The sequence below is a fragment of the Pelodictyon phaeoclathratiforme BU-1 genome (genome assembly GCF_000020645.1).
Lineage (GTDB): Bacteria > Bacteroidota > Chlorobiia > Chlorobiales > Chlorobiaceae > Chlorobium > Chlorobium phaeoclathratiforme.
In genome coordinates, this window is sequence record NC_011060.1 from 2,805,051 (window position 1) to 2,827,425 (window position 22,375).

At 46.5% G+C, this 22,375-nt stretch carries 23 protein-coding genes and 1 pseudogene; 6 read left to right on the forward strand and 18 right to left on the reverse strand.

Going from position 1 to position 22,375, the window contains the following annotated elements:
- Positions 1 to 11: 11 nt before the first annotated feature.
- The 15 genes from PPHA_RS13380 to PPHA_RS13450 form a co-directional block, all read right to left on the reverse strand.
- Entirely contained in the window at positions 12 to 491 is a 480-nt protein-coding gene (locus PPHA_RS13380; RefSeq protein ID WP_012509343.1) for a hypothetical protein, read from the reverse strand.
- Between the two features lie 241 nt (positions 492 to 732).
- Positions 733 to 1,788, reverse strand: a complete 1,056-nt coding sequence (gene hemE, locus PPHA_RS13385) for a uroporphyrinogen decarboxylase (protein WP_012509344.1) — start codon at positions 1,786 to 1,788, stop codon at positions 733 to 735.
- 143 nt (positions 1,789 to 1,931) lie between these two features.
- Complete coding sequence (locus PPHA_RS13390) at positions 1,932 to 2,780, reverse strand: CoB--CoM heterodisulfide reductase iron-sulfur subunit B family protein (protein ID WP_012509345.1); 849 nt, start codon at positions 2,778 to 2,780, stop codon at positions 1,932 to 1,934.
- Positions 2,781 to 2,797: 17 nt separating this feature from the next.
- Positions 2,798 to 3,832: a succinate dehydrogenase/fumarate reductase iron-sulfur subunit gene (locus tag PPHA_RS13395; RefSeq protein ID WP_012509346.1), complete on the reverse strand. Its 1,035-nt coding sequence runs from the start codon at positions 3,830 to 3,832 to the stop codon at positions 2,798 to 2,800.
- 11 nt (positions 3,833 to 3,843) lie between these two features.
- Entirely contained in the window at positions 3,844 to 5,547 is a 1,704-nt protein-coding gene (locus PPHA_RS13400; protein WP_012509347.1) for an FAD-dependent oxidoreductase, read from the reverse strand.
- Between the two features lie 137 nt (positions 5,548 to 5,684).
- Positions 5,685 to 6,131 carry a CBS domain-containing protein gene (locus PPHA_RS13405; protein ID WP_041526568.1) on the reverse strand — a complete coding sequence of 149 codons (447 nt, stop codon included), beginning with the start codon at positions 6,129 to 6,131 and terminating at the stop codon, positions 5,685 to 5,687.
- Positions 6,132 to 6,333: 202 nt separating this feature from the next.
- On the reverse strand, positions 6,334 to 6,975 hold the full coding sequence (locus tag PPHA_RS13410; protein ID WP_012509350.1) for a hydroxyacylglutathione hydrolase family protein: 642 nt from the start codon (positions 6,973 to 6,975) through the stop codon (positions 6,334 to 6,336).
- Positions 6,976 to 6,989: 14 nt separating this feature from the next.
- Positions 6,990 to 7,298: a hypothetical protein gene (locus PPHA_RS13415; RefSeq protein WP_012509351.1), complete on the reverse strand. Its 309-nt coding sequence runs from the start codon at positions 7,296 to 7,298 to the stop codon at positions 6,990 to 6,992.
- A gap of 13 nt (positions 7,299 to 7,311) precedes the next feature.
- Complete coding sequence (locus tag PPHA_RS13420) at positions 7,312 to 10,524, reverse strand: efflux RND transporter permease subunit (RefSeq protein WP_012509352.1); 3,213 nt, start codon at positions 10,522 to 10,524, stop codon at positions 7,312 to 7,314.
- Positions 10,517 to 10,927, reverse strand: a complete 411-nt coding sequence (locus PPHA_RS13425) for an efflux RND transporter periplasmic adaptor subunit (RefSeq protein ID WP_012509353.1) — start codon at positions 10,925 to 10,927, stop codon at positions 10,517 to 10,519. Before PPHA_RS13425 ends, PPHA_RS13420 begins: the two co-directional genes overlap by 8 nt.
- 31 nt (positions 10,928 to 10,958) lie before the next feature.
- On the reverse strand, positions 10,959 to 12,281 hold the full coding sequence (locus PPHA_RS13430; RefSeq protein WP_012509354.1) for a TolC family protein: 1,323 nt from the start codon (positions 12,279 to 12,281) through the stop codon (positions 10,959 to 10,961).
- 6 nt (positions 12,282 to 12,287) lie between these two features.
- The gene (locus PPHA_RS13435; protein WP_012509355.1) at positions 12,288 to 12,518 is read right to left on the reverse strand and encodes a metal-sensitive transcriptional regulator; all 231 of its coding nucleotides are present in this window, start codon (positions 12,516 to 12,518) and stop codon (positions 12,288 to 12,290) included.
- Between the two features lie 135 nt (positions 12,519 to 12,653).
- On the reverse strand, positions 12,654 to 13,277 hold the full coding sequence (locus PPHA_RS13440) for a DUF1997 domain-containing protein (protein WP_012509356.1): 624 nt from the start codon (positions 13,275 to 13,277) through the stop codon (positions 12,654 to 12,656).
- An 89-nt stretch (positions 13,278 to 13,366) separates the two neighbouring features.
- Entirely contained in the window at positions 13,367 to 13,603 is a 237-nt protein-coding gene (locus PPHA_RS13445) for a hypothetical protein (RefSeq protein ID WP_012509357.1), read from the reverse strand.
- Between the two features lie 79 nt (positions 13,604 to 13,682).
- A complete protein-coding gene (locus PPHA_RS13450) occupies positions 13,683 to 14,042 on the reverse strand; it encodes a hypothetical protein (protein WP_012509358.1) in 360 nt (119 codons plus the stop codon).
- 284 nt (positions 14,043 to 14,326) lie between these two features.
- Between PPHA_RS13450 and PPHA_RS13460 the strand changes: the two genes are divergently transcribed.
- Together PPHA_RS13460 and PPHA_RS13465 are read left to right on the forward strand one after the other, a co-directional pair.
- A protein-coding gene (locus PPHA_RS13460) for an IS3 family transposase (RefSeq protein ID WP_150085722.1) occupies positions 14,327 to 15,543 on the forward strand; the annotation gives its coding sequence in 2 pieces (ribosomal slippage) (positions 14,327 to 14,603 and positions 14,603 to 15,543; 1,218 coding nt in all).
- A gap of 370 nt (positions 15,544 to 15,913) precedes the next feature.
- Positions 15,914 to 17,311, forward strand: a complete 1,398-nt coding sequence (locus tag PPHA_RS13465) for a B12-binding domain-containing radical SAM protein (protein ID WP_012509361.1) — start codon at positions 15,914 to 15,916, stop codon at positions 17,309 to 17,311.
- A gap of 136 nt (positions 17,312 to 17,447) precedes the next feature.
- Here the strand turns inward: PPHA_RS13465 and PPHA_RS16890 are convergent, their stop codons facing one another.
- On the reverse strand, positions 17,448 to 17,588 hold the full coding sequence (locus PPHA_RS16890; protein ID WP_223294050.1) for a transposase: 141 nt from the start codon (positions 17,586 to 17,588) through the stop codon (positions 17,448 to 17,450).
- Positions 17,589 to 17,849: 261 nt separating this feature from the next.
- On the opposite strand from PPHA_RS16890, the gene PPHA_RS16430 reads away from it, so the two are divergent.
- From PPHA_RS16430 to istB, 3 genes and pseudogenes are all read left to right on the forward strand, one after another.
- Positions 17,850 to 18,578 carry a DDE-type integrase/transposase/recombinase gene (locus tag PPHA_RS16430; protein WP_223293931.1) on the forward strand — a complete coding sequence of 243 codons (729 nt, stop codon included), beginning with the start codon at positions 17,850 to 17,852 and terminating at the stop codon, positions 18,576 to 18,578.
- 15 nt (positions 18,579 to 18,593) lie between these two features.
- Entirely contained in the window at positions 18,594 to 19,394 is an 801-nt protein-coding gene (locus PPHA_RS16435; RefSeq protein WP_223293932.1) for a hypothetical protein, read from the forward strand.
- Positions 19,395 to 19,399: 5 nt separating this feature from the next.
- Positions 19,400 to 20,236, forward strand: a pseudogene (istB, locus tag PPHA_RS13475) (IS21-like element helper ATPase IstB).
- A 49-nt stretch (positions 20,237 to 20,285) separates the two neighbouring features.
- On the opposite strand, the gene PPHA_RS15305 reads toward istB, so the two are convergent.
- Both PPHA_RS15305 and PPHA_RS13485 read right to left on the reverse strand, forming a co-directional pair.
- Positions 20,286 to 20,663 (reverse strand): alpha/beta fold hydrolase, encoded by a 378-nt coding sequence (locus tag PPHA_RS15305; RefSeq protein ID WP_012509362.1) that lies wholly within the window; start codon positions 20,661 to 20,663, stop codon positions 20,286 to 20,288.
- On the reverse strand, positions 20,660 to 21,316 hold the full coding sequence (locus PPHA_RS13485) for a methyltransferase family protein (protein WP_012509363.1): 657 nt from the start codon (positions 21,314 to 21,316) through the stop codon (positions 20,660 to 20,662). The genes PPHA_RS15305 and PPHA_RS13485 overlap by 4 nt, the downstream gene beginning before the upstream one ends.
- Positions 21,317 to 21,639: 323 nt before the next feature.
- Here PPHA_RS13485 and PPHA_RS13490 point away from each other — a divergent pair, with 323 nt between their 5' ends.
- Positions 21,640 to 22,263 (forward strand): DUF1997 domain-containing protein, encoded by a 624-nt coding sequence (locus PPHA_RS13490; protein ID WP_012509364.1) that lies wholly within the window; start codon positions 21,640 to 21,642, stop codon positions 22,261 to 22,263.
- The last annotated feature ends 112 nt before the right edge of the window (positions 22,264 to 22,375 follow it).

Below are 22,375 nucleotides of genomic sequence, written 5' to 3' on the forward strand. Positions count from 1 at the left end.
CTTATAACGAGTCAGATGTAAAAGTTAAGATTACCCGCCATCATACCAGTGGTTGCATCAATAATGATGTCACGGGACTTCTGACGGGCCTGAATCAGCTCATCAATCCTTTGCAGTTTTTCGGCAGCATCACGAAGCACCCCGTCATCCTGATAGGTACGGGTTCTTTTGATCCCCCCTGAACCGGCAATCAGCAGTACACTTGACCATCGCAGACAAAAAAGCCTCAGAGGGCCATTATCATAATGAAACGCTGCCAGAGAATCCCTGATTGAGCCCTCCCTGATTTTGAAAAAGTGCTCCTTGAAACCAAAAGAATCAACCATGTCTTCAAGACGTGAAACAAGAGAGTCAAAATCTTTGGAAGCCTGTATCCTCCTGTCTTCCAAAAACTTGTCAAGCTCGCTCTTCTCTTCACCCTCAAAACGAACAGAATAGAGTGCCCCACCAAGCCCATGCTCCTGATAGACGATCTCAAAGCCGCGCTTCACTTATAAGTTAAGTTTTTCTTCATGGAAAACAAAAAATCACTTCTTCCGCCAAATTTACCAATCATCACGGCTCCAACAAATGGCTGCGACTTCGATCATCTGCCTGACCATCACGGTGCTTATGGTGCTTGAGTTCATAAGTTCCTGAAAAAACGGGTTTACAAACGACAGTAATAATAAAAAACTCCGCCTCGTGCAGAACACAGGGCGGAGTTAAAATGGGGAAAAAGAGCAGTAACCCTTAGTGGTACTGTGCGCTCTCTTCCTTGACAAACTCAACAAGCAGTTTCAGATTTTCCGGATCCATATCGGGCAGAATGCCATGACCGAGGTTGAAAACGTGGCCTGAATGTTCGGTATGCTGGCCAAAAGACTTCAAAATTTTGGAGGCTTCAGCTTTGATTCTGTCGGGTGTACCGTAGAGTACCGTTGGATCAAGGTTACCCTGCAGAGCTACACGGTCGCCAAGTTCAGCGCGTGCCTTGCCGATATCAATACCCCAGCCGAGACCCATGGCCTCACAACCGGTATCAGCGATATCAGAAAGAATGGTGTTGCAATCCTTTGAGAAGACGATGACCGGAGTGTCAGGATATTTTGCCTTGATGGCCTGAACGGTATCCTTGATGTAGGGAAGGGCGTATTCACGATAGTCGTCCTCGGAGAGTGCGCTTGCCCATGAGTCGAATATCTGGATGGCATCGGCGCCAGCTTCGATCTGCTTGAGCACGTAGGCCGTGATAACACCGGAAATCTTGCCAAGCAGCGCATGGGCCATTGCCGGCTCACGGTACATCATCTTTTTGGCATAGGCATAGTTTTTCGATCCACCGCCTTCAACTGCATAGGTAAAGAGCGTCCATGCCGCGCCGGTAAAGCCGATGAGGGGAACACGGTTGTCGAGTTCTCTCTTGGTCATGCGAAGTGCATCAAGCACATAGCCAAGCTTTTCATCGATATCAGGAACAATCAGCTTGTCGATATCGGCCTGTGAACGGATCGGCGGTGTGAGTTTGATCCCTTTGGACTCGATAATTTCGACATTCATGCCCATGGCTTCATTAACCACAAGAATATCAGAAAAAATAATAGCCGCATCCACACCCATCAGTTCAACAGGCTGAATGGTAACCTCGGTTGCCAGTTCCGGAGTTTTACAGAGGGTTAAAAAATCGGTTTTTTCTCTCACAGCACGGTACTCCGGCAAATAACGACCTGCCTGACGCATCACCCAGATGGGGGTTCTGGAACATGGCTGGCGTTTTAGTGCCCGGAGAAAAAGATCATTTTTGAGCATGCAACGCAATAATTTGATGGGTTAACAAAACAAGGGCCCGTCAGATCGTCCGGTAATTCCCCGGCTGAGAGCAAAGTAAAAACGCAAAGCTACACTTTTTTAGCCTTTTTTTAAAACTTTCCGGAAGATGAGTAGATGCATCTTCAGCACACAATGTGACGTTTGATGCCAAGTTGTTTGGCACTGTAGCCAAGAGCAAGACCAATCATTTCGGAAATATGAAAAACAGGAATAGAACTCTCAACGCCGGCATGTTTGAGCGCCTTGGCCTGATAGCCGTCAAGCGACGTATGGCAGAGCGGACAGGGTGTTACAATGAAATCAGCTTTTGAGTCAATAGCCTCTTTAAGCGCCTCTGCCGCCACACTGAGCGACTCTTGCTCAGCAACCAGCAGGGTATGGAATCCACAGCAGCGATTTTTATGTTTATAGGGAATGGTTTGTCCACCCAAAGCCTCAATCAACTGATCAAGTGAGGTTGGATCAAGCGGATTATCATGACCAAGAACCGTGGATGGCCGAAGGATATGGCAGCCATAAAATGGAGCTATCCGATAATTTTTCAGCGGAACCTTCACCTTCTGACGAATGGTATCGAGCCCGACATCATCAACCAGTACCCAAAGAAGATGGCGCACCTCAGCAGTACCACGATATTCAAGCCCCTCTTTTTTGAGGATATCGTTAATCTCTTTTTTCAGTTCCGGCGACTCATCAAGCTTTTTCTTTGCTGTACGGATCGTCATAAGGCAGGTATTGCAGGAGACAATAAGATCAAGCCCCATCTTTTCGGCAAATGCAATATTGCGTCCATTGACCAGCGCAAAATGTTTCGGGCTGACATAGTCAAGATTGCTTCCCCCGCAACAGGTGCCTTCGTGCAGTTTGACAAACTCAATTCCAAGATCTTTCTGCCAAAGCTCAATCGAACGGTCTACCTCCTTGGTCATAGACTCATTGATGCAGCTCAGGTAATATGCATATCGCTTCATCCAGCAGTTCTCCCCTGTTATTTTTTATGAGCTTTATGATCCTGCTTCACATGTTCGGTCATCTCCCTGAACATTACGCGGAAGATCTTGATCCCCTTGGCTGATTTTACCAGCGGCGGTGGTGGTGGAGTCCGGCGTTTCATGATCATCTTCATGGCCATCGGCAGAAGGTTCTGCATTGTCCAGAAGACTCCATTGGTACGGATCGGAAGAGTAGCTTCGACCAGCTTGCCTTTCTTTTCAATGTCGGACATAAAGGCTTCAGCATGTTTGGAACCACTCGTATCCTTCATTCCCCGGCTCTCAATGGCATCTTCACGTATTCCATGAATGGCATCCATGATCGGAATGCTTTTGACGCAACTCTCCTGACAGCGGTAGCAGTGTGTACAGTCCCAAACGCCATGATCCTTGACCAGCTCGGCGAGACGCCGCTCATGGAGGGAATCCCGACTGTCAACATTCATGCGGTACGATTTCAGCAGCACGGCAGGCGAAACGTACTCCTTGTTCGCTCTCAAAATGCTGCATTCAGAGACACATGAAGCGCAAAGAATACAGTCTGTCGCCTTATCATAGCGAAGGAACTCATCCTCAGAGATCAGGAACTCTTTCTTGCCCATCTGGGCCTCGGGCATCGTTGAGTCAACCCAGTTTGAGTAGTGTGTCATTTTATCAACAACCGGGTCCATATCAACAATAAGATCCTTGATAAGCGGCAGGTTGCGCAACGGCTCAACCTTTATGACACCAGGCTCGCGGCTTTTGGCAAGCACATCCCATACCTGAGTCGTGCAGGCAAGCTGGGAGAGCCCATTGATTCTCATGCCGCACGAGCCACAGATTCCTGCCTGACAAAAAGCCCTGAAGCTGACCGATCCATCAATATGCTCTTTGATATAATTCAACGACCTGAGCACCGTAATACCTCTCTCAACCGGAATGGTATAATCGTCAAAATAGGATTTACTGTCAACCTGCGGATTGAAGCGGAAAACCCGGAAGGTTACATCTTTTTTCCCTTCTTTATGCTGTTCTATTGGCGCCGTCATAAGCAAAATAGTTAATAAGTTCTTTCCTTAAGTTCATAACGTCCCATAGTCACCGGCTTTTCACCAAGGACCACTTTGCCATCGACCAGGGTTGCCAATGTATGCTTGTGCCAGTTCTCGTCATCGCGAACAGGAAAATCAATCCGGGTATGAGAGCCCCGGCTTTCCTGGCGGGCATAAGCGCCGACTGCAACGGTTTCGGCCAGATCGAGCATATTTTTCAGTTCAAGCACCTGCATGAGATTGGTGTTGAAAACATCACTGGTGTCAAAGATACGGACTTTTTTAAAGCGTTCTTTAAGCTCCGCAATATCCTGGATACCCTTCTGTATCAGAGAGGATTCCCTGAAAATACCAACGTTACTCGCCAATGTATGACCAAGATCTTCCCGCAAAGCGCCATACCGTTCATAGTGACCGGATGCATGCATGCCTCCCCGGATCTCTTCATACTGCTCCTTGAGTTCGACTTCCGGTATCGTTCCCGGATCAAATTTGCCAGCCTCTTCAGCCGCTGTATGGCCAGCAATACGACCGAACACAAGAATATCAAGCAGAGAATTTCCTCCAAGACGATTTGCACCATGAACCGATACGCAACCACACTCGCCAGCCGCATAAACGCCCTGCATAACTGTTCGGCCAAAATTATCAGTGTCGATTCCTCCCATCGAATAATGAGCGGTCGGTCTGATCGGAATTGGCTCCTCTATGGGGTCAACGCCTTCAAATTGCATGGACATCTCTCGTATCTGGGGCAACCGCGACTTGATAAGGTCAGCCCCCAAATGGGTAAGGTCAAGATGGATATAGGTTCCTGCAGGGCTGTCAAATCCCCTCCCTTCATTGATCTCGGTTTCAATTGAGCGCGACACAAGATCCCGCGGGCCAAGTTCCATCTTCTCTTTCGCATATCTGGCCATGAAACGCTCTCCATCCTTGTTGACAAGGTAGCCACCTTCACCCCTCGCCCCTTCAGTGATGAGCAAGCCACTCTTTCTCAGTCCGGTGGGATGAAACTGGACAAACTCCATATCTTTGAGAGGAATACCTGAGCGGAAAGCAATGGCCTGGCCATCGCCGGTATTGCCTGCAGCATTACTTGAGCGATTCCAGTACATTTTGGCATATCCGCCAGTAGCAAAAATTACCGTCCTTGCCGGAAAAGCCTCAACTTTGCCACTCTTCATATTCATGGCAATAAGCCCTCTCGAACGACTCCCGTTAACCGAAAGGCTCAGCGCAAAATACTCATTGAAAAAAATCACCCCTTTTTTCAAACACTGTTCGTAGAGTGTCTGCAGAATCGTGTGACCTGTTTTGTCGGAACAGTAACAACACCTTGGAAGAGTTGCTCCGCCGAATGGCCGCTGTGCTATGGTCTTGTCATCCATTCTTGACCACGGCGTCCCCATATTTTCAAGCTCACGAATAATTTTAGGCGCTTCAGAACAAAGCACATCAACCGCATCCTGATCGGCAAGATAATCGCTGCCCTTGATGGTGTCGAAAATATGCATCTCAACCGTATCATTCTTTGCCTTGTTGGCAAGCGCAGCATTAGCGCCACCCTGAGCCGCAGAGGTATGCGACCGATTGGGATAGACTTTGGTAAGAACGGCAATATTGAGTGCCGGATTCGTTTTCATTGCCTCCATGGCGGCATAAAGTCCGGCACCCCCACCACCAACAATGACAATATCAAATGGTTTCATACGCTCAAATCTCCTTGTGAAGCTGTAAAGAGAACCTCACTGATTAAATGAACGGGCACGGCAAAAGCAAGTGCCCCGTTCACTGAAATTGGTCTTTCTGGTATTATTGAGGAAAGCTGTGCAACGTACCCCGATGGCTAAAGGGCTACATGATCATCATGAACAGGAAGTTCCTCAACAGCATGAAGCACATCTGTCATATTTAGGATACCTATAATCTTATTGTTTTCCATAACAGTAAGGCGTCTGACATTACTCCTTTTCATCAGACGAAGAGCGTACTTGACCCTGAGACCGGGATTAACACTGATAACCGGCTTGCTCATAATCTGAAACACAGGCGTATTCCATGGATCACGATAAACATCCTCTCCCGGATCAATCACTTTTTCAAGAATATCTTTTTCAGTCACAATACCATAACAATCATCCTCGTTACGAGGCTCAACAATAAGACCACTCTCCCGGCTTCTTTTCATAATCTGCAGAGCTTCGGCAACCGTACAGCTTCCTTTGATTATCTGAAAATCTTTCTGCATAAGGGCAGATACTGCAAGCGTACGCAATGTTATAAGCTGATCCATAGTCATCAGGTTACTTATTATTAAAAAAACAGATAACGCCCATTTTTACCGTTCAGCAGAGTAAATGACAGGCCACCGATTTTATTGTCAAGAAAGCAGAAAAAGGGAGGATTGCCAGATTTATGAACACAACCGGCAACGTAAACGTAATTTATAAAAAAAAACAACATAAATGCAAAAACTGACCGCTCAAAACGAGGAATTATGCAATTCCATGCCTCTTTTTATATGCTGCCCAGTTCTGTTTAAGAGCAAGAAATGCATTGAAATCACCCTGCAGCAAAAAAGGATTGGAAGCACGCTCCCTGCTGATTGATGAAATCGGCGACAGGCCGTAATCGTGACCGGGGTAGACTGTTGTCTCTGCCGGCAGCAACATGAGTTTATCCTGCAACGAATGGTATTCAGCAAACGCCTGCTCTTCTGTGCCGGTACCGCCCACCTTCCCTGTAAAAAGGGTGTCACCAGTAAAAAGAGCATCACCAACATGAATACAAATGGAATCCGCCGTATGTCCTGGTGTATGAAGAATACGAGCCTCAAGAGAACCAAGAGGAAAGAGCGCTCCATCCTCAACGGTAATACCTGTCCTCGGACAGGTATCACCGAAAAGCAGGGGAGAAAGAGCTGTCATCACACCAATAGCCTCATTCCCATTGGTATGATCGTCATGACCGTGAGTTGAAAAAACAAAACGGATCACAAATCCCTGTTCGGCAGCAAACTGCACAATAATGGCGGGATTGAAAGAAGCGTCAATGACTATGGCCTCTTTTGAAACTTCATCAGCAACGAGGTAACCAAAATTTCTGTCGCCACCTGTCCGAAACTGTTTGACAATCATGGAGTTTCCCTTGATCAGGCTGTTTTTTCAACGTTCATCAGAAAGGCCCTTGCCGGAAAATCCTTATCCTCGGCTATAGGATTCTTTTCAAGTTCAACCATGATCGCCTCTGCCTTGTCGTCATCAAGAATGGCAAAACAGAGCGATGAATAGGTTGCCGACACCTCATCTGAAGGCCACCAAGACTGCTGCTGCAGCTTTTTCCGGTCACAGTTGCAGCCCCGGATTGCAACATTGCTGAACATGTGTACCTGATACTTCTGGAAGAGAGCCCGCACTTGCGGACGGGTCTCCTCGTGCCCCATAATAGCAAGAAATTTCATGTGATGGCCTCTTCTACTTTTTTGCTGATTTCTTCTCTACAATATAATAGACAATCGGTACAACCACGAGGGTCAGAATGGTTGAAAGAATACCTCCCCAGATCAGCGATATGGCCAGTCCCTGGAAAATAGGATCAAACAACATAACAATAGAACCAATGACTACTGCTCCTGAAGTCAGAATAATCGGCCGTGTACGAACAGCCGCTGACTCAATGACCGCCTGTTTAAGATCAACACCTTCAGCCCTGCGAATCTGGATAAAGTCAATGAGCAGTACGGAGTTACGAACCATGATACCTGCAAGTGCAATCATACCGATCATACTGGTTGCGGTAAAAAAAGCTCCGTGCAGCATATGGCCAGGAATAATCCCCACAAGGCTCAGAGGAATGGCAATCATCATGATCAGCGGAGTCTTGAAAGACTGGAACCAGCCGATAATCAACAGATAGATAATGACAAGAACAACGGCAAAGGCCGTGCCAAGATCTCTGAAAACCTCAAAGGTAATCTGCCACTCCCCATCCCATTTCATCGCCAGCTTATCCTCCGATGTCGGATTGGCGGTATAAAGAGGACTCACACTGTACCCTCCAGGAACCTTAAGCTTCTCGATCTTTTTATCCATATCAAGCATGGCATAGACCGGGCTCTCCGTTGCACCAGCCACATCCGCCGTCACATAGACCACCCGGCGAAGATCTTTGCGATAAATGCTCTTGTCCTGGATTTTTTCTTCAACGGTCACCAGCTCCGACAGCGGAATCATCTCGCCGGCGCGCAGACGGGTTGTCAGGCTTCCCATACCCTGCGATTGCACAAAAATACCTGACAGATCCTGCAATGATGTTCTGTCAGACTGAGGCAGACGTACCTGAATCGATACGGGTTCAAGTTCCTTGTCCGTATGCAGCACACCAACATCCATACCTGCAAGCGACATGCGCAGTGTCTGGGCTATCTGCTCGGCACTTACTCCGCGGAAAGCAGCACGCTCTTTGTTGACAACAAGATTGAATACTTTTTGGTCATCCTCAACAAGCCAGTCAACATCAACGACACCCGGAGTCTCTTCAAAGACCTTTTTTACCTGGCGGGCAAGCGCAATCTGCTCCACCTGCGAAGGACCGTAAATTTCAGCAACAAGAGTTGAGAGCACTGGAGGGCCCGGAGGAATCTCAACAATCTTTGCGTTTGCATTATAACGTTTTGCAATCTGCTGCACACCGGCTCTCACCTTTTTGGCAATATCATGGCTCTGCACCTTGCGCTCATCCTTGGGAACAAGGTTGACCTGGATGTCACCCATGTTCTTGGCCTGACGAAGGTAATAGTGGCGGACAAGACCATTGAAGTTGATGGGCGCATTGGTACCCACATAATACTGGTAGCTGCGAACCTCAGGCACCGTTTTCAGATAGGCTGCAATCTCCTTGGTCACTCTTGCCGTCTGCTCAAGAGCGGTTCCTTCCGGCATATCAATAATTACCTGAAACTCATTCTTGTTATCAAACGGAAGCATCTTCATCTGGACAGCCTTCAACGGCACCAGTGCAATAGCGCCAATGAGCATCAATCCAACCACACCAAAAGCGATCCATCTCTTGAAACTGCTCTCGATAAAAGGAGAGAGAATGGTATTGAAGAGCTTGTAATAACCCGTTTTGGTAATATCATACTCTTCATGATGTCCCGTCTCGGTTTTCAGAAGACGAAAGGCCAGCCAGGGTGTTGCTATCAATGCAACGAGAAGGGAGAATATCATTGCCAGCGAAGCTCCGATCGGCATCGGGCTCATGTAGGGACCCATCAAACCGGAAACGAAAACCATCGGCAGTACGGCGGCGATAACAGTGAAGGTTGCCAGAATGGTCGGATTGCCCACCTCATTGATAGCCGTAATTGCAGCCTGCAGTTTGGGCTGCCGCTTCATTGCAAAATGACGATGAATATTCTCGGCAATGATAATGGAATCATCAACGACAATACCCGTCACAAAAATCAAGGCAAAAAGAGTAACCCTGTTGAGTGAATAATCGAGCAGATAGTAGATGAGCAGGGTGAGTGCGAAGGTGATCGGTACCGAAGCAAAAACCACAAGCGCGCCCCTCCATCCAAGGAAAAAGCCCACGACAATCGTTACGGCTACGACAGCCATCAGCAGATGCTCAAGCAGGGTAAATACTTTGTCTGTTGCCGTTGCGCCATAGTTCCTTGTTTCACTGACCGTCACATCAGCAGGAATCAGGTTCTTTTTGAGATCATCAACCTTTGCAATCACCTTGTCGGCAAGTTTGGAGGCATCACTTCCCTGCCGTTTGGCCACCGTCAGTGTCACTGCCGGATACTCCCCTGTAGCGGAACCTGTCCGGGCAGCAGCAGCCCAGCCAAAAAAGTTGTAGTTATTGACCTCTTCAGGCCCGTCAACAACACTGGCAACATCTCGGAGATAAACCGGTGATGCGCCATAGATACCAACAACAATATTGGCAACTTCGCCGGCACTCTCAAAAAAGCTTCCCGAGCGGACAATGATTTCCTCATTCATCTGCTTGAAATCTCCGGCAGTCATCTGACTGTTTGCCAATTGTACCTGACGGGCAATCTGCAAAGGGCTCACATTGAACTGCCGGAGTTTTTCCTTGTTCAGCACAATTTTTACCTGGCGTTTCAATCCTCCCTTTATTTCGACGTCACCGATATTCTTGATTTTTTTCAGTTCATCGGCTACCTCAACGGCTGTTTTACGGAGCTGATAGGGATCCTTCGTCTTGCTCCAGAAGGTGAGATTAAGGGCTGGAACATCGTCAATAGAGACCTTTTTCATCAGAGGAAACTGGACACCTGATGGCATTTTGTCCATGTTTTTCATCAAGGTCGACCACAACTTGACCATACTTTTCTCAGAATCTTCACCGACCTTAAAACGTACGGTCACTAACGCCAAATCGGGCATGGAGGTGGAATAGACATAATCGACTCCCGGAATTTCTGTCAAGGAACGCTCTACCGTCTTGGCGACCCGTGACTCTACCTCTGCCGGAGTGGCTCCCGGATAGGGGATATACAGATCAACCATCGGTACCACAATCTGCGGCTCTTCCTCTCTGGGGGTCATGAACGTCGCCATAATACCCACAAGGAGAGAGGCCACCATCAGAAGCGGCGTAATCTTCGAATTGATAAACTGTTTTGCGAGTTTACCGGCAATACCTTCATTCATTGGTTTGATCCTCCACAGTCACACGTTTTTTTACCGTTACACCTTCAACAAGCGCTGGACTATAAACCCCAACCACAAGCTCTCCTTTATCCAAACCACCAAGAACAACAAGGTCATTATTCATGGAGCGCCCTGTACTGATCCAACGTACCGAGAGGCGGTTATCAGCCCCGACAACAAAAACTCCGGTAAGTTCTCCTTTATGAAAAATTGCCGATACCGGCACCAGCAAGCGCTCTCCGCTCTCGGTTGAATTGAGCGCGCGAACAGGAACGATCGCACCGACCTCAACTGAAGGTGACTGGATCGGGCTCTTTTTCGGCTCTTCACGATTGCCACACCCCGCAACAAAGAGTGGAATGGCCACCAGAAGAAGACATCTCTTTTTTATATCCATGCTCATTGCATTATTCTGCTTCAGTTAGGAAAGCTTCTCAGTTGCCACGGTAATATTCAAGCTCACTTCTTGATACACAATAATCATATGTGGCCTGATTCAACCTCATTTTAGCATAGGTATAAGCCTGCTCCCTCATCAGGAGTTCGAAGGTCATCGCCATACCAGTCTTGAACTGTGTGCTTATATAATCAAGACTTACCCTTGCCTCCTCCAATGATTTCCTTGCAACGGCAATTCTTGCCTTGGCGGTTTTCAGCGACCGGAACGATTTGCTCACCTCCACAAGACTATTGCTCTTTGCAGCTTCATAATTGTACATTGCCTCACGCGCCTGGGCTTTGGATTCCTGGATACGTCCCACTGAAGACATACCGTCGAAAATATTCCACTGCATGTTCATCCCGAGCGCCCAGCTTGAACCCCCGCCAAAAATATTGTTACTGTGCAGATTTGTCTGCAGAAAAGCGTTCAAACGTGGACGCCTTGAAGCCTGAACCATCTCTTCCTGCAGGGCTGCAACCTGCCGATAGGTTTCGAGCGCTTTTAGATCGGCCCGCTCCTCAGGCCTGTTTTTCTCATTTCCCTCAGGCAGCACAGCATCGACAACAAAATCACCCGTAGGTATAATGGAAACACCCCGATCAAGGTTCAACATCACCACAAGCGACTCTGTTGCGTTTTTTATCTCATCATGCAACAACATTTTCTGCTCCTGAAGTTCAGCAAGTCTGACATCCGTTGACAGCTTGTCAGACTTCGGCAGTAACCCGGCACGATAACCTTTGGCGGCATCGTTACTGTGTGCCTGCATGGTTGTTATCGACTTCTCAACAGCCTCTATATTCTTGCGTGCAAGAATCAACCCATAATAGACTTTGCTTACCTGGAGCCCGATAGTCTCCTCACTGCGAAGAGCCATATGCTCCTGTGCCTTCTTGGCCGTTATCGCCATATTCCGTCCTACGGCAGCATCAGCGTTGTAAACCGGCTGCATGACCTGAATGGAGGTATTGAAATCATTGATAATATCAGCATTATTCAACTTTGCCGGATCAAAATCAGATGCCTCTATCGTGTTCTGCTGCAATTTAAAAACCAATGCCGCCCCAGGGTCATTGGTCAAGACAAGCGTCTCCGACAACGTAACTTTCGGCAGGAATGACTGACGGGTCTGGACAATTTTTGCCTCAGCCTGATCAACCCGGCTTCGTGCAGCCTTTACGGTATAGTTGTTTTGACGGGCCATGGCGATGGCATCGGAAAGAGAGAGCTTCATGGTCTCGCCAGCATTTGCCTGGAGAGGAACGGCCAAAGCGCCCACCATGCAAAAGCCGATTAACGCCTTATATATCTTCATGTTCATCTACTGTTTAGATATGAGTTTTAAAATCTTTTCCGCACTTTTTGAGTCACCATTATTCATACACTCCTTAAGATTGCGGTGAAGTACCAACGAAAAAGTGTTATCCAAAGCGGCTTTTGCCGCCTGAAACTGTGTAATAACCTGGGAACACTCCTCCTCCCTTTCAATCATTCTGATAAGTCCCTCAACCTGACCACCTACCCGTTTCAGTCTGAGAATCACGTCATTCATAAAACTTTCTGGTTTTAACGGCAATAATAAGATACCCGTACCCCGTACCGGTATAAAGGTATAAAAAAAAATATTCCCCGCAAGCACTTTCATTGCAAGCGGGGAAAAAGGCGGGACTACATCACGAAAAATCCCTTACTTTTTACCTCCTTCTACAGCAAGTTCAGCCGCAGTACAGCAAATATCTGACTGTACCTGACAGAGCATACTTTCCGTTGCCTGCTGCATGATCTGTGACATGACCGCTTCGCTCATGAACTTGAGTATACCCTCCGGCATGAGGTTTAAGGGAAAAGAGAGATCAAAATCAAGCGCAATATTGGTGTCAAAATAAACTGATGTACGGCCATCATGCTGATGCAGCAGGCAAATTTCGGAACTTGCCTTGCCGACAAAGGTATGAGGAGCAACCGCGTCAAACTGAGGATAATCATGAACAGCCTCCATGCGAATCCGCTTTCCATTCCCATTGAGATGGGCCATATCTTTCACCCTGGCAGCCAATTGCTGACCATAACTGTCTTCAAACGAAAACGCCTCTTCAACTTGGCGGACAAAAAAAACCGCCGTGATCGGATTGTTTCGGGGATCAGCAACCTGAAAAACCCATTGAAACATATCGAGTTCTATTAAATGCTTGACGTTACTGCAATAAGGATTACAGTTCATCAGCTTTGTATGATCTGAGAAATAGAGGACCGATTCATGTAAACATGAGTCAAGAACAACATGCGCTTTGCTTTTACCAACAACTTCCATGGCAATATTAAAAAAGATTAAAAATCCCAATAAAGAGTTTTATTTTTTTAAAACGCTTGTCGTCGGTTGAGAGTTCCACCCATAAATTGTCAACACTGTTCAGCCTTTTGCTGCATCACCTGTCCTAAATTTTCAGCAAACTTTTCAACAACCTTGTCTGCAACTTTTCCAGCCAATAACCCTCCAAGTCCTGCAAGCAGGATCCGTGGAACTCCATGAACAAAAAAAGGAATCCCGAAAGGAGATAAAAGAAATGCACCGCCGACAATCGTTGCTACAGGCTTGATCAGCCCTTCCGGTGAAAGGCGCTGTTGATGGTTGTCCATAAAAACTTTTTTTTTAGCATAAGACCGGGACCTGATAACTCATCATCAACCCTGAATCGGAAAACCTGAACGAAGCCGCCTACTCTTTTGCTTTTGCTCCATTCACAATTTTATTGAGTGAATTTGAAAACATACTGAGCGCCATCTCTATAACCTTCAATTGCGAGTTGGTAATATCAACCAGAGCAATACATAAGACATTGAAAGCCTCAACAGTATCAATAGGAGATTCTGATGATGCTGGAGCCGCAGCCACGGGCGCGACAGGTTGCGCAGCGGTCGCCAAAGAGCTCTTGGTTTCAGGTTTCGTCACGACGTTGCGGCTTTGCTGTTGAACTGCCGGAGGCGTTGAAGGCTTGATGCTGGGCGCCTCCTGATCAGAAGCTGCTTTTTTTTTGAATCGGGAAAAAAATCCGCCTTTTTGTTCATCATTTGCCATTATCGTTATGCATTTGAATGTTTAAAATAATAACCGGTTAATTGCACACTCTTCAGCCTTAATCAAAAAAGCAGAAGCTCCCTTAGCATCTTGGTATTACCATGTCAATGGGTAATGTAACCAAAAAGAGGCGCAACAGGAGATCATCCATTATGAAAAAGTTTTTCAAGCATACAGAATTTTGTAATTTTTGCACATGAAGTGCACTGGTACTCATAATATAGTGGACCCCGAATTTTAGACAGTGGTTTAAGTTGTTAACTTGCCCCAAAAAGGAGCAGGTAATGACAAAAAGGACACGAAAAAATTTCAGCAGTGGCTTTAAGGCCAAGGTGGCACTTGAGGCTATTCAAGGGGTCAAGACGCTGAATGAAATCGGTCAGGAATTTGGAGTACACCCCGTTCAGGTCGGTAAGTGGAAGAAAGAGTTGCAGGAACAGGCATCAAGCTTGTTTGAAGCCAAACGGGGTCCAAAACCAGTTGAACCGGCTGCAGATCCTGAAAAGCTTTATACGGAAATCGGGCGGTTAAAGGTCGAGCTGGATTGGCTTAAAAAAAAGTCCGGACTGTCCCTATGAGTGTGCGCAGATGGTGGGTCAGCGACAAAGAGCCATTGCCGGTGGCAAAGCAATGCGTCCTTGTGTCCGTTAATCGTTCGACGATATATTTGCCGTCTATCGTGTTGTTTCCTGATGCAGAAGACTTGCAGTTGCTTGAACTGATTGACAAGGAGTACACCAAGCATCCATTTTATGGTAGTCGTAAAATCATGCACTATCTTCGTAGCGAGGGTTACCAGATCAACCGGAAACGGGTTCAGCGGCTTATGCGAAGGTTGGGTCTGGCCGGTATGGCACCGGGCCCCAACACCAGCAAACCGCATCCGGAGCACAAGATCTACCCCTATCTCTTGCGGGGAGTTGATGTCACAAAACCCAACCAAGTCTGGTCGACTGACATCACCTATATTCTCCTTCCAAAGGGCTTTATGTATCTGGTGGCAGTCATCGACTGGTATTCCCGGAAAGTACTCTCCTGGCGATTATCGAACTCGATGGAAAGCACCTTTTGCGTTGACTGTCTGCAAGAAGCGTTACGAAAATACGGGACACCCGATATCTTCAACACCGATCAAGGCGCCCAGTTTACGAGTGCCGCCTTTGTCGGAGCGCTCACGGAGCACCCATCCATCAGTATTAGCATGGATGGACGTGGCCGAGCACTGGACAACATCTTTGTCGAACGACTCTGGAGGAGTGTCAAATATGAGGATATATATCTCAAAGGTTACTCCACCGCAGCAGAATTACAGTGCGGATTAAAGGAATATTTTGTATTGTTCAACGTTGAAAGGCAGCATCAGTCGTTGGGCTACAGTACGCCAGATAAGGTTTACCGGACAGCCGTTGGAGGTGGTGCAAGAATAGTTGACAAGTATAACAAGAACAAGCAGACAGAAGAGTTAAAGGTAAAAGAGGGGCAGCGCCTTTCCGCTGCATGAACAGGTCAGGTTACCAACTTAAACTCAGCCACTTTTTGTCCACCGGTTGGGGTCCACTTCATAACATAGCCTTTTCGTTTCAATAGAACCTCCGGAAACAGCTTGATACGTTCGAACGCCATCACAACATTTGAAAATATAAGCCACCAAACCACCAATAAAACCAGCTATGCAAAACAGCAGTCGTAAAATCATGCACTATCTGAAGTTCTGTGGTTTTCGATTTTTAATCAACCATATTTTTAATATCTTTATTTTCTATTTTTCGCAGAACTACGCGAAGAACAGCGGATTTACTTTTGATGCACTTTAACATATCGCGAAATAAACAGGCATTCTTGATAAATCAATTTATCCTTAGGCAAGTAATATGACGAATCCTGTCACTCAAAAAAAGTCACTCAAACTGCTGTTTATTGCTCCAAAAGGGAAAAAAGACTCAAAGACAAACCAGAAGCCCTTATTCCATATGGCCATAGGTGTTCTCGTCAGCCTTACTCCCAAAGAGCACCATATTGAAATCGCCGATGAACATTTTGAAGACTCCATCAACTATGACGGTGACTACGATCTAGTAGGCATTACCTCTCGAACTATCGACGCAACAAGAGCCTATGAGATAGCTGACAAGTTCCGTGAAAAAGGCAAAAAAGTCATCCTGGGCGGCCTTCATGTATCCTTTAATGCTGAAGAAGCCATGGCTCATGCCGACTGCATCGTGTGCGGAGAAGCAGAAAATTTATGGGCTACCGTTCTTGAAGATGTAAGTCTTGGCTGTTTAAAACCAACATACAACGCAAAAGATTTCCCACCTGTAACAAAAATCGTTCCGTTAGATTACGAAAGAATTGCCCAGGCTTCCAAAAGGGAAAAAGTTGACGGGTCAAAATCCATACCGATCTATGTAACACGCGGTTGCCCTTATGAGTGCTCATTTTGTGTTACACCTAATTTCACCGGGAAGTTATATCGATCACAGAAACCGGAAGACCTGAAACGCCAGATTGAAACTGCTAAAAAAGTATTTTTCAAAGCAAAATCGAAGTCATCAAAACCTTGGTTCATGCTTTGCGACGAGAACCTCGGTGTTAGCAAAAAAAGGCTATGGGAAACACTGGATCTTTTAAAAGGATGCAATATCAACTACAGCGTCTTTTTCAGCATGAACTTCCTTGAAGACAAAGAGACGATAAAAAAACTGGTTGAGTCGGGCTGCAATATGGTACTGGTTGGATTTGAGTCTATTAAGCAGAGCACCCTTGAAGCGTATAATAAAGGCCATATAAACTCAGCCGAAAAATTTTCCCAGGTCATTGAAGAGTGCAGACAAGCCGGACTGAATGTCCAGGGAAACTTCCTTGTCAACCCGGATCTTGACTCCTTTAAGGATATGGACGATCTGGTTCGTTTTGTGGGCAAGAATAATATCTTTATGCCGATTTTTCAAATCATCACTCCCTATCCGGGTACGAAAATGTACTGGGAATACAAGGAGAAGGGGCTTATCACCGATTATGATTGGGAAAAATACAATGCCATAAATCTAGTAATTCACTCAGAACACTACGACCCGATAGCCTTTCAGCATAAGTTCATGACCAGCTATTACAAAACATACTCATGGATAAATATCGCCAATAGAGTCAAGCATAACCCCTATAAATTGCTCAACCTTATCACAAGTCTTGCATTTAAAAGAAATCTTAAGGAGCAGCTCAATACCTTTGAAGTTAACCATAACATCAGAACAACAAGATCCATTAAATAACAGACGTGCAGAATTTTATAGACTATACCACACTTGTCGCACCCGTAGTTTTTTACCTGTCCGGTATTATTATAGTTGTGATGCTAAACATGTTTATCGGAAAAAAGGCCGCCCCGAAATAATCCAGCTTTAAGAATTAAGGCAAGGAGTAACCTCGGGCAGCCGCCTTTAACAACTGGATTTTGCTGTTTATTCCTTCCGGCAATGCGTTGTTGACTTTATGCTCCAGCCCCTTGGAGGTAGGGTCGTTAAACCACGGCGCGCCGTTTTCCGGCACCTGGCTTACCTGACTGCTTCGCCCCAAAGCTTCTTAGGGTGTCCATTATTATTGTTGCACGTTCAGAGCCCCAATAATGGTTAAAATATCAACCATTTGAATCATCATCCAAATCATCTGTGATCGGAAAACAAGAATAGGCCAAAAACGGAAAATAAGAATCACCCAGGGTTAGCGTAAAAAACACCCATAGCTCGTAGTTTGAAGGTGCGAACCAAATCAAACCCCAGAGCTATGAGGACACAGCTAAAAAAGCTAACCATGTACAATAAAGTTAAGGAACTTTCCCGAGAAGGCTTAAGCATTCGCCAAATCAGCCGAAATACCGGCTTGGACCGAGTGACTGTCCGCAAGTACCTCCGCATGACCGATGAGGAATTCAGTGATTTCCTTGCTCAACAAAAGCGGCGCTACCGAAAATTGCAGCCCTATGAACAGTTCATCAAGAACAGGGTTGCCGACTATCCTGACTGTAGTGCTGCACAAGTAGAAGATTGGCTGAAGGAGCATCACCCTGAATTCCCTGAGATAACAACTCGAACGATCTACTCCTTTGTTCAGTGGATCCGAAAATCCCATGATATTCCGAAACCGAAAGGAACCCCTCGGCACTATTATCCCGTCGAGCAACTTCCTTATGGAGAGCAGGCACAGGTGGATTTCGGCGAGTACTGGATGCTCAGTGCTGATGAGAACAAAGTGAAGGTTTACTTCATGATTATGCTGCTCTCCCGAAGCCGCCGAAAGTTTGTCAGCTTCAGCCAGCAGCCGATCACCACCCGTTTCGTGCTTGAGGCTCATGAACAGGCATTCACCTTTTTTGAAGGCATACCGCACACACTGGTCTATGATCAAGATTCAACGATAGTTACCAACGAAAACCGTGGTGCGATCCTCTATACTGAGGCGTTCAATAAATATCTGTTACACCGCAGTCTCAAAATCCATCTCTGCCGGAAAAGCGATCCGGAAAGTAAAGGGAAAATTTAGGCTGGCGTCAAGTATGTGAAACACAACTTCCTGCCGGGACGACGATTTGTCAATCTCGATGTACTGAACCAGGAGGTGTTACTCTGGCTTGAACGAACGGCCAATGCCAAGGAACATACGACAACACATCTGGTTCCTGATGCAGAATGGCAGGTCGAAAAACAGCATCTTCGCCCTTATGAACCGTTACCCTATCCGATTTCCGGTACTATCGGTAAAGACTACCATGTACGCAAAGACAACACGATTTCATATCGAGGAAATTTTTATACCCTGCCGGTCGGAACCTATGCTGGACCAGGAACACAGGTTGTGCTGGAAGCCAGAGAAAACAACCTTTTTCTGTACGCCCAAGACGGCAAGTTGCTGGCTGGTCACCTGATCGAAAGCGGTAAAGGTATTGTGGTGATCAACAATCACCACCGTCGTGATATCTCTACAAAAATTAGAGAATTGCAGGATTCACTCATGCAGCAGTTCACCAATCAGGAACAGGCTGGACTGTTCCTTGAAAGTATCCATAACCGTTATCCGAGGTACATTCGAGACCAGTTTCTGCATGTACGCGATACCATCAACGGATGCGAGCAAAGGCTGGTTGACGATGCCCTTGCCTCTTGTGTCGATCATCATCTCTTTTCAAGCGGCGAGTTCCATGACATCCTGCAACATCACCGGAAGCAGAAGGACAAACAGAGTCATCATGCGGTATTTAAGGCATTCCGTCCGAAAACACTCCAGAGTGACTTGAACAAAATTCTGTCGTTTGTGCCAGAGAGTAGTACTATAACCACTTATGAAAAAATTCTTTGCTAATCACCATGGAAAGAACCATTACCACCATACAGGAGCATGCCAGGGAACTCAACCTTACGGGGCTGGCAGTGAGCGTTGACGTCCTGCTCGAAGAAGCACGCAAAAGCGAGCCATCCTACAGCGATTTTGCACTTGCTCTGCTTGAGAGAGAACTCTCCTGTCGGCGACATGCTCATCTTGAACGGTGCAGGAAAGTAGCTAACCTGCCGTTCCTCCATGATCTTGATCATTATGACTCTGGAGTTCAGAACGGAATCAGCCAAGTCCAGCTCCAGCAGTTGCGACAACTGCTCTGGCTTGACCAGAACTACAACTTGATCCTGATCGGGCCAAGCGGTACTGGCAAGAGCTATCTTGCTGACGGGCTCTGCAATGAAGCCATTTAACTCGGTTATCACGCGCTGTTCCGGACTATGGACAACCTCATCCAAACCATCAGGTTCAAAGAAATTACCACTGCAGCGGCAAGAGAGTACAAGCGATTGTTGAATGCACACCTGCTGGTTATCGACGATATTATGATGTTCCCGCTTGAGAAGTCGGTTGCCGTCGGTCTGTTCCAGCTTGTCAACCAGCTTCATGAACAGACATCATTCATCATTACGACAAACAAAAGCCCGAAAGAGTGGACGGAGATGCTCGGCGATGAGGTACTTGCAACAGCGTTGCTTGATCGGCTGCTCTACAAATGCGAGGTCATCAAACTTACCGGTAAGAGCTACCGGCTCGAACACCGTAAAACCATCTTCAATCAACTGCAACCGGTGGAAGGAGGCCCCAATCTTGGCAAGAAACAACTACCGAGTCAAAAAGTAGTTGCAAATCATTTTGAAATGACGTAATCTCAAGCCTCTCCCTGGGTGATTGCTAATTTCCGAAATTGGCTGATTTTTAATTTCCGACTACAACAAGGGATTCGGGATGCCGGTTGCAGATTTCCGTCGCGATCATACCTCCCATCGAGTGGCCGACAATATGCAGCTTTCTGGAGCCGAGAAGGCCAAGACTGACAAGCAATTCCGACGCCTCATCGGCAAACCTCTCGACGGAAAAAGAAAGACACGAATGGCTGCATACGGTTCGGCCCGTTCCGCTTTGATCGAAGGAAAGACAACGGTACTGCGAAGATAGCCGATCTATTACTGGTATCCAGTATCTCGCAGAAATTGACCAGCCGTTGAAAAACAAAACGACTTCCCGATTGTCGCCAACACTCCATCCGGTGTCTTCATAATATATCTTCCCTCTTGTTGTATCAGCAAAACTCATAGTTTTTCGTGCTGGTTAAAAAAGATTTGCCGAACCATCTTCCTGGGGGCCGGCAAAAAAGCCCCCGTACGCGTCATATACGCCCGGTATTCGTCTCCGAAAAAACCGATGAGCATTTTCTCCTCATTTAAAGCCCATTTGACAGTCAAAACAGTGGCAATCAGGCTAAACACAGTAACGGCTGCATTCGCTGTAATAAGGATAAAAGCTATAAAAAGCAACATCATGGCGGTATACATGGGGTGCCTGATAAAACGATAGGGTCCTGTGATTACAAGCTTGTGCCCTTCCATCAATCTTGGAAAAGGACTCCAGTATCTTCCGAGTGTTTTCATGGTCAGAAAAAGAAACAGAAAAGATACTGCGGCAGCAATAGCGCCCCCGTAACGGAGCCATGTGGGAAAAGGAAAATGCAAAGCCTCAACCCATGGTGGATACCATGTGTAACTCGCCACGATAGCTATCCATAAAAAAAACATTACTTTCTGGAAAATAACCCTGAAACGGCTTATTTCCCCTGCATTTCCCGCTTCAGGTATTATCGGTTTTTCTTGCGGTTTCATGCGCTGTATGAACAAGCCTCTCATCAAGAAACCGGCGACGTAGATCCCGGCAAAAATAATCCTGAACGGCAACTCATCATGCATGGCCATACATTGTTTTACTGGTTTTTCAAGCTCACATCGGAGGAAAGTTAATGCTCTCTGAAAATATAATGAAAAGGGTCGGTGAAGTCAGGTTAATAGTTGTTTGCAATACTGGCAAGAACGGTTACATTTTAAGGGCATATTCGAATCTTCAGGCAAGGAACTGTTGGGCGAGTAAACCTGTTTATCATGAACACTCAGTCAGCAAATGTCCGTTCATCCTGAGCTGAATCGGGCTCCCACTGAAAAAAAACGAATTACAGGGCCTGATCAGAGTGAAAAAAGAGCATGCAACAATATCAGGGAGAAAGAAACGTTTTTGTGTAATCATGGAAGTTGTAGGAAAAAGCAAAGCATTGGTCGTTCTTGAGTCATGCCTGCAGGAATCGACTGTTTATTTCTCAAATCACGAGAAAATCCTGAAATGCAATCCGTACTGCAGATATGTACGCTATATACCGGATTTCGATGTTTTTCAATGGACCTTCGAGGTTGACGATCCTCGAAATAACCCGATCGTAGCAATCTTTTTTGTCAGACAGACCGAAGAGCATATACCGACAGACAGTGCAGTTTTCAGGCGCTACGTCGGTGAAAGCCGGGCTCCCATCGATACAGAGACCCCCGGGAAAAAAATTATCTGGGAAACCGTCGAGTCGGCCCCGGAACTGCTTTTTAACAACGACCATACCTTCATCGGCAAAACTTTTTCTGAAATTTTCCTTCTTCACCAGACAGACAATCGGACGACCGTTCATTTCGAAACAAATATATCGCTGGATTTCAAACTGTCATTTCCGCTCAATCTCATGCCGGAACCGGCACTGAAATTCATGAGCGATATGATTATGTCGAAAATCATGCAGCAGGCAACCGAAAGCATGCTTTGTCAGGTTCAGTCGGATATCTGCTGCTCTATGCCTGAAATTGCCACCGAAGGTGGAAAGAAATAGACAGAAAAGATGGCAAGACAGGGTTTGTCTGACCGCAGTATGATTATCAGCATAAGTTATCATGTACCGAGCACAAAGCCCCCTTGAAATAAAGGCTTGATGCATGCCTCTT